10 protein-coding genes and 1 pseudogene are annotated in these 7,608 nt (G+C 58.7%); 10 read left to right on the top strand and 1 reads right to left on the bottom strand.

Annotated elements, in window-relative coordinates; all coding sequences use genetic code 11:
* Positions 1–280: 280 nt before the first annotated feature.
* From H0V34_15405 to H0V34_15385, 5 genes are all read left to right on the top strand, one after another.
* On the top strand, positions 281–787 hold the full coding sequence (locus H0V34_15405; protein MBA2493002.1) for an SRPBCC family protein: 507 nt from the start codon (positions 281–283) through the stop codon (positions 785–787).
* Positions 788–1,331: 544 nt separating this feature from the next.
* Positions 1,332–2,480, top strand: a complete 1,149-nt coding sequence (locus H0V34_15400) for a porin (GenBank protein MBA2493001.1) — start codon at positions 1,332–1,334, stop codon at positions 2,478–2,480.
* 90 nt (positions 2,481–2,570) lie between these two features.
* A complete protein-coding gene (locus H0V34_15395) occupies positions 2,571–3,080 on the top strand; it encodes an FMN-binding protein (protein MBA2493000.1) in 510 nt (169 codons plus the stop codon).
* Positions 3,067–3,852 (top strand): PepSY domain-containing protein, encoded by a 786-nt coding sequence (locus tag H0V34_15390; protein ID MBA2492999.1) that lies wholly within the window; start codon positions 3,067–3,069, stop codon positions 3,850–3,852. The genes H0V34_15395 and H0V34_15390 overlap by 14 nt, the downstream gene beginning before the upstream one ends.
* 71 nt (positions 3,853–3,923) lie before the next feature.
* Positions 3,924–4,913: an FAD:protein FMN transferase gene (locus tag H0V34_15385; protein MBA2492998.1), complete on the top strand. Its 990-nt coding sequence runs from the start codon at positions 3,924–3,926 to the stop codon at positions 4,911–4,913.
* Positions 4,914–5,016: 103 nt separating this feature from the next.
* Here H0V34_15385 and H0V34_15380 read toward each other — a convergent pair whose 3' ends face one another.
* Complete coding sequence (locus tag H0V34_15380) at positions 5,017–5,517, bottom strand: hypothetical protein (protein MBA2492997.1); 501 nt, start codon at positions 5,515–5,517, stop codon at positions 5,017–5,019.
* Between the two features lie 29 nt (positions 5,518–5,546).
* Here H0V34_15380 and H0V34_15375 point away from each other — a divergent pair, with 29 nt between their 5' ends.
* From H0V34_15375 to H0V34_15355, 5 genes and pseudogenes are all read left to right on the top strand, one after another.
* Positions 5,547–5,945: an esterase-like activity of phytase family protein gene (locus H0V34_15375; GenBank protein MBA2492996.1), complete on the top strand. Its 399-nt coding sequence runs from the start codon at positions 5,547–5,549 to the stop codon at positions 5,943–5,945.
* Positions 5,909–6,181, top strand: coding sequence for a phytase (locus tag H0V34_15370; GenBank protein MBA2492995.1), 273 nt, complete (start codon positions 5,909–5,911; stop codon positions 6,179–6,181). Before H0V34_15375 ends, H0V34_15370 begins: the two co-directional genes overlap by 37 nt.
* A 67-nt stretch (positions 6,182–6,248) precedes the next feature.
* Positions 6,249–6,930, top strand: a pseudogene (locus H0V34_15365) (hypothetical protein).
* A 5-nt stretch (positions 6,931–6,935) separates the two neighbouring features.
* A complete protein-coding gene (locus H0V34_15360; protein MBA2492994.1) occupies positions 6,936–7,139 on the top strand; it encodes a hypothetical protein in 204 nt (67 codons plus the stop codon).
* Positions 7,103–7,531, top strand: coding sequence for a hypothetical protein (locus H0V34_15355; protein MBA2492993.1), 429 nt, complete (start codon positions 7,103–7,105; stop codon positions 7,529–7,531). Before H0V34_15360 ends, H0V34_15355 begins: the two co-directional genes overlap by 37 nt.
* Positions 7,532–7,608: the final 77 nt, after the last annotated feature.

Here is a 7,608-nt window from a genome sequence, read left to right as displayed (position 1 = left end):
CCCTTGCCGAGTGAAGACACCACGCCGCCGGTGATAAACACGTATCGAGTCATGGGTTTCACTGAACACCCCGCCGGGGACACCATCGCATATCTTACCTTACCAAAGTCCCACGGTGCCCACAATTGAACGCGCCACGCACGCCATCGCGCCGCGACAGGATTATTTCTGGTGCGCCCGGCGACAGCCACAGGCTATACGGCCCCAGGCATAGGCACTCGCATGCGCGGGACGCCATGCTCGCTTCGACTCCAACAAAAACGCCCAAGGAGGCATCGACATGGCAAGAAAACTCGTTCCAACCCTGATCATTTTGACCGCGGCATACGGCGCCTCGATCAACGCCGCGCAGGCCCTTGAGGTCACCAAGAGCGTCACCATCAAAGCGCCCGCCGCGGACGTATGGGATGAGGTCAATGACTTCGACGACCTCGATGGATGGCACCCGGCGGTCGCCGAGACCGAAATCACCAAAGGCGAGAACAACCAGCCCGGCGCGCAGCGCCTGCTCACCCTGGGCGACGGCGGTACCATCAACGAGGAGCTGCTGGAATACGACGACGCCGGCATGAGCTTCACCTACAAGATTCTAAAGGGCGTCCTGCCGGTGAAAAACTACGAATCGACCGTGATGGTCGAAGCGGCCGGCGCGAACAAGAGCAAGGCAACATGGACGGGCAGCTTCGACGCCAAGGGCGCCGACGACAAGACTGCAACCGAAACGATGGCCGGCGTTTATCAGGCGGGTCTGGACAATTTAAAGAAAGAGGTTGAGACGGACGATTGAGCCGCACGGCCGGGGTGGTGGCACCGCCACCCCGGACTTGTTTATGCAACGCCGCTGTCGTGCATCGAAACCCGCGCTTTTAATTTAGTATCCCGCACCGCGATCATCCCTTTGCACAGTTCGTCGTGCCCGACCACAAGGGACTCGACCGCGGTACGCTTCGCGCGATTCTGCGACAGCCAATCTTGGTGTCGATGAATCATCGACCTCAATAGCCGGCGTACCCCATCTAAAGAAGATTAATCCGGCGGTCGCACGCTGTACTGACTGTCAATATCGGGCAGAGTTAAGTCGATCCCACCCGCAGACCCGTAACGGTGGGGCGATCCAGCTCGTCGCAGCTTTCGAGTTTGGGGCGACGGCTTGTTGGCTGGCGTGGGCGCTTAAGATTATCGAGAAGAGGTCCTTTCGTATCGTCCTTACTTAGGAAAGTTGCGGCGCCGTTATTCTTAACAACAATAGTTTGCATTTGTATTATTGGATGCTATAGTCCCCGACCAAACATGAGCTACAACATTTTTCGGTCAAGTTTCAGGGGGCCACTTTGGAATATAAACACGTTGTCTTTGCGACTAGCTCGCTCATCGCATTAGCCGGAAGTGGCGACGCGCTCGCGCAATCGGAGCGCGATCGAATCCGCCATCTGGAAGATAAGGTCGATATCCTTCAACAACAGATCAACGCGACCGCGGATGCCGTTGAAAGCTCGCAGCCTGAGCAGGATCGCGCGACTTTCGGCTCATATGGAGAATTGCATTACAACAATTTCCTAAACGGTGACGACAGCGAAATCGATTTTCACCGCTTTGTCCTGTTATTCGGTTACGAGTTTACAGACAGAATCAACTTCTACTCGGAGCTTGAGCTTGAACATGCCGTTGCCGGCGGCGGGGACGAGAATCCGGGCGAAGTCGAGCTGGAGCAGGCGTTCATTGACTTTGCGCTGACCGATACGACCCACGCTCAGGGTGGTCTTTTCTTAATGCCCGTTGGCATCCTGAACGAAACGCACGAACCCAATACCTTCTATGGCGTCGAGCGAAACCAGGTCGAGACAGAAATTATTCCGACTTCGTGGCGCGAAGGCGGCGGCCAGTTGCTCGGCCAGATCGGTGCGACAGGACTCAGCTACAACTTCGCGGTGACTTCCGGCTTTGCGGTGGACGCGGACGAGATTGATATTCGTGACGGCCGCCAGTCTACCGCCGAAGCGCTCGCCAATGACCCGGCCGTTACCGGACGTCTGAAATATACTGGCGTCCCCGGTCTTGAACTTGCCACGACTGTGCAGTACCAGACCGACTTCTCGCAGGAAGACAGCGACGGCGTGAACGGTGCTTATCTGTACGAAGGCCACGCTCAATGGGCCGCCGGTCCGTTTGCACTTCGGGCCCTGTACGCCCGCTGGAATATCAGCGGCGACGCAGCCGACGCGCTGGCTCGCGACCAGCCTTTCGGTTACTACGTCGAACCCTCGTTCAAGATAACACCCGGAGTGGGAATCTTCGCGCGGTATTCGGAGTTCGAGCTGGTTGAAGATCTGCCCGAGGAAAACATTACCTTCGGCGCGAATTACTGGCCCATTCCGCAGGTCGTGCTGAAAGCCGATTACGAGTTACGCGATACCGAACAGGCTGACGGCAGCACGCTTGATGGAGATAGCTTTAATGTCGGTATCGGCTACGCGTTCTAAACGGCCTGCCGCGGTGACAATCATGGAAATGCGTCGTGGTGCCATCCTGATGCCGAGCTGCTGACTCGCGTGCGCAGCCAAATCTCATTGTTGTCACAAGGTGCTATCGGGGCGCTGAGTCTTGTGCTCACGACGTTCGCCATTAGCGATGACGTTTATCAGGATCCTGCCGCTTTCCTGCGAGCCACGTTCTCAGGCGAAGTGCCGCCACCGAAGGTGATATGGCTGATCGGCGCCATCAAAAAAGATGTCGAAACCATCCTGGGACATGCGACGAATGAGCTAAGAGTGCGGTACTGGATGAACAATGAACGCAGCGCGTGGATTCTGGAAGAAATCGGCAAAGAGAAACCCATAACCACCGGCATCGTAATTGACAAGGGAAAGATCGAGCGCATCAAGGTACTTATCTATCGCGAAAGCCGCGGCTGGGAAGTTCGCCACGAGTTCTTCACCGATCAGTTCAAGGGCGCGCAACTGCAAGATGATCGCGAGCTCGATCATCCGATCGACAATATTTCCGGCGCGACCCTGTCCGTTGACGCGCTGACCCGGCTGGCGCGCATGGCGCTATATCTCAATCACCATGTTGCGCCATAACGCACGGAAGTATTTACGTTCACTCTATGTATGGCATCGCTATGTCGGCCTGAGCGCATTGCTGTTCGCGATCATGCTCGCGGTGACTGGTGTCATGCTGAACCACACCGAAGACCTCGATCTGGATCGGCGTTTCGTTGATTCCGATCTGCTGCTCAACTGGTACGGAATCGCGCCTCCGGAAATTCAAACGGCGTATCACACGGGCAACCATTCGATCACACAAATAGAAGACCGGCTGTACATGGATCGCCAGCCGCTCGCACAGCCGGTGGCAGCGCTGCACGGTGCAACCGAAGCCAGCAGCCTGGTGGCCGTCGCGGTGGAACGCACGATATTCCTGCTTACGCCGGGCGGCGAAATGGTTGAGCAACTGGGAGACGCCGAAGGCGTTCCGCCCGGACTGCGCGCCATCGGACGCGCGCAAGACGGTCACCTCGTAATCGATACGGCCGACGGTTATTACACGACTGACGAGAATTTTTTGAGCTGGCGACCCTACCGCGACACAAAAGGTATCGTGTGGTCACAGCCGCAGTCACCATCACCGGAATTGAGGCAAGACGTAGAGCAACAATATCGTTCACAGATTCTGTCGGTTGAGCGCGTACTGCTGGATCTGCATACCGGCCGCATCTTCGGCGCCTGGGGCATTTACGTCGTTGACGCCGCCGCGATGTTGCTGGTATTTCTCGGTCTTACCGGCTCCTGGCTATGGTTGCAGCAGTATCGCAAGCAGCGGCAGCATCGCAGTGTGCGCCATCCGCGATGAAGCGGTCGCGGCCCCTGGTTTTTCAATTTCCTCTTGCTTCTCGGTTTCTCCTGATCTTCGCCAGCACGTTGGTGCTGTCCACGCCGAACCACGCAGAGACGCATGTTTTTCACGACCAGTTCCTGTCCCTCGGCACCCTGATCGAGCTCTCGATTCGTACCGGCGACGCGGCGCTGGCGCACGAGGCTTTCGGCGTGCTGGAAGACGATTTTGCCTACTGGCATGACAACTGGCACGCCTGGAATCCGGGCGACCTGCAGCGCCTTAACCGGCAACTTCCCGGCGGCGGGTGCATTGCCGCTCCCGACCTGATTCCCTTGATCGAACGTGCCCAGGCGTCTTCGCGGACGAGCCGCGGCCTATTCGATCCGGCGATCGGCCGGCTCGTCGAGCTGTGGGGATTCAACGGCGGCGCGGGTCCGCGCACACCCCCTTCGGCCGAAGCAGTAACCCGGCTGGTGAAGCAGGCGCCCGCCATGGACGACCTGGAAATCAACGGCAGGTGTGTGCGCTCCGGCAACCCGGCGGTGATGCTCGATCTAAGCGGCTTCGCCAAAGGCTACGCCGTGGATAATGCAATAGAGACTCTAAAGACCATGGGCGTTACCGATGCCGTCGTCAATGCCGGCGGCGATGTGCGCGCCATCGGGCGGCACGGCAATCGGCCCTGGAGCATCGGCATTCAGCATCCGCGCGCGGAAGGAGTGATCGCATGGCTGAACATCAGCGATGGCGAGGCTGTCTTTACGTCGGGCGATTACGAGCGCTTTTTTAGATATCAAGGCAAGCGCTACCAACATATCCTCGACCCGCGCGATGGTTATCCGGTCGGAGAGACCGCCTCGGCCACCGTGGTTCATTCGGTCGGTGATGTCGCGGATGCCGCCGCCACCGCACTGGTAGTCGCCGGTCCCGACGAATGGACGAAGATTGCCCGCAATATGGATATCGATCAGGCGATGCTGATCGATCGCGCGGGCAGGATTTACATCACGCCCAAACTTGCCGAGCGCATCCATTTTATCGATATACCGGCGGAGAAGATCATTATCGAGCGATAAAACGCCTGCGTTGCCGGGTTCACGCTGGGCCGGTACTGTTTTACCTTTGACGCGTTACCGACAACTGGCGCGATCAGAAATCCCTGCACACTGGTAAGTACCTTTATCCCGCGAACACAATATTTTCCGGTCGTTCCGTCATGCTCACGCGATTGCCGTTGCCGTCGACCTCGACGATCGTGTCGACGTGTGTGAAGTGCGCGGTAGAGATCACGGCGATGTCCTCCGCCTTCTGCTCCAGGAACTGCTTGAAGCCTTCGATGGAGCCGCCGCCCTCCAGATATTCGGCGAGACGCCGAAACAGCTTGGGCATGATCATATGCCGGTCGGAAATCAATTCCAGCCCTTCGACTTCGAAGCCTGTATTCGTCACGTCCTCCGACCAGATTTCGAGCGACGCCGCACGCGCCCGCGTCACGGCCTCGACAAATGCTTTGCGCAGACCCGAAAACAACCCATGCCTCACCACCCGAAACGACAGATGCCCGAAACCAGTTTTTAACACTTGTGGGCTATTGTCCGGCAAACTCGCATCTCGTCGGAGAGAGCATGCACAGCATTTCGGGTCGGCTTTCAAGTTCGCGCCGAAGCGGGCGCGGCTCATATTGCTTTCAGCGTCGGTTCCGCGTCGCGATGACGATCGCGATAGTGGTGAATTTTCCGTTGCCGGTTCATGCAGTGGAACGCGCGCGTGTCACCGGGATCGAGTATATCGGCAGCGCCGAGTTCGCGATGGGCGCCAAATTTGCCGGCACCGAGATCGGCGGTCTGTCCGGCATTACCTACCATGAGCGCGGCAATTTTTGCTACGTGCTCTCTGACGACGGCAGTCAGCGCGGCCCCGCTCGTCTGTACAGCTCCACCATCGATGTTACGGACGGCGCGCTCGATGAAGGCGACGTGCGTTTCATTGGCGTCACCCGGTTGCTCGAAACCGGCGGCCAGTTTCTCGCGTTTGCCGTAACCCTGGAGCCGGTCCCACGGTCCGGCCCGCACTGGAGGCACCGCGGGTCATCGATGCCCCGCCAGTGAACGGCGGCCGTGAAGCCGCTGTGAAAAGCGTGCTTGCCGACGATGCGGAAGATCCGGCGATCTGGCTGCATCCGGACGATGTCAGCAAGCGCCTGGTGCTCGCGACGTGCAAGGAGGCACGTGTCAATGTCATCGATCTGCAACCAATCCATCACGGATTCGTAAGCCGCGTCCGGTATAACCCTCGGCGATACAACTACAATCGCCGCTTGCGCGCGACGTTACGCCTTTCATAAATTATGCGCGCAATCGGCGAAGAACGTCCCATCAACGCATTCGCAGGAGAACTGCACTGTGCAACGCATATTTTTTAAATTCCTGTTGTCGGCCCTGATCCCGGCATTGGCCGTGACGGCGGGCCCCGTCTCCCGCGCTCAGTCCAGTCCGGATGAAGGTGGCGAGCTTATCGTCATCGGCCATCGCGGCGCCTCGGGCTACCGGCCCGAGCACACGCTGGCGTCTTATACGGTAGCGATCAAACAGGGTGCCGACTTCATCGAGCCGGACCTGGTCGCGACGAAAGACGGCCATCTGATCGCGCGCCACGAAAACGATCTGACCGGCACGACCGATGTGTCCGAACGCCCAGAATTTGCCGATCGCGAGACAACCAAGACCGTCGACGGCGTGGCGGTCACGGGCTGGTTCAGCGAGGACTTCACCCTGGCCGAGATCAAGACCCTGCACGCGCGGGAGCGTCATCCCGGACGTGCGGCCACAAAATGCGCTATTTGACGACCGGTTCGAGATTCCGACGCTTGAAGAAGTGATCGGTCTGGGCGAACGGACCGAAGCGCTGACGGGCCGCAAGGTCGGGATTTATCCAGAAACTAAACACCCGACATTTTTCGCCACGGGAGGCACGTTCGTGGACGGCGCGCCGATCGGCATGTCGCTGGGACAGATGCTCATCGACATTCTGGTCGAACAAGGCTTTACCGATCCCGAGCGCGTGTTCATCCAGTCGTTCGAGTTCGAAACCTGATCGAGTTGCAGAATCAGATCATGCCGGCCGCTGGTGTGGACTTGCCGCTGGTGCAGCTTTACGGCGATATTACCGTGCCGCCCGTTGACAGTTTCGGCAGTCCTTACGACATGGTTTCAACGCGGCCCAGGGCGCCGACCTGCAGGCCATCTACGGCGAACTCGCGTCGCTCGTGGACATTACCGACACCACCGGGTACGGAGACCTGATCTCGAATAAGGTGTTTAAGTTCATAGCGGCCAGTTACGCCGAAGGGATCGGCCCCTTCAAGGACAGCTTTCTCCTGAAGGAGACGCTGGACGCACCCGTTGACACCAACGGCGACGGCACAGCGGAAGTCGCGGCTGAGCTGACAGGCGAGGTGCACCTGTTTCTGGCTCGCGCGTTTGACGCCGGACTGCTGGTGCACCCGTACACCTTACGCGCGGAGGAATCTTTCCTGACCCTGCATCCGAATGGCGTCCCCCAGAGCGTCGTCGGCGAGGCGGTGCAGCTTTACGGTCTGGGCGTGCAGGGCTTTTTTATCGATCAGCCCGACCTTGGGGTCAAGGCGCGCGAGCTCTTTCTCAGGATCAACGGAGAAAGCCGGCTCATTGATTAATCAACGAGCACTGGGATTAATCGGCGCTCGCGCGAATCTCGCGACTCGCTGGCTCTACGACCGTCGGCGCGTGAATG

It is taken from the genome of Gammaproteobacteria bacterium (assembly GCA_013696315.1).
Classification (GTDB): Bacteria; Pseudomonadota; Gammaproteobacteria; order JACCYU01; family JACCYU01; genus JACCYU01.
The sequence above is the reverse complement of the archived record's forward strand: the minus strand, read 5'-3'. Positions and strand labels throughout refer to the sequence as shown.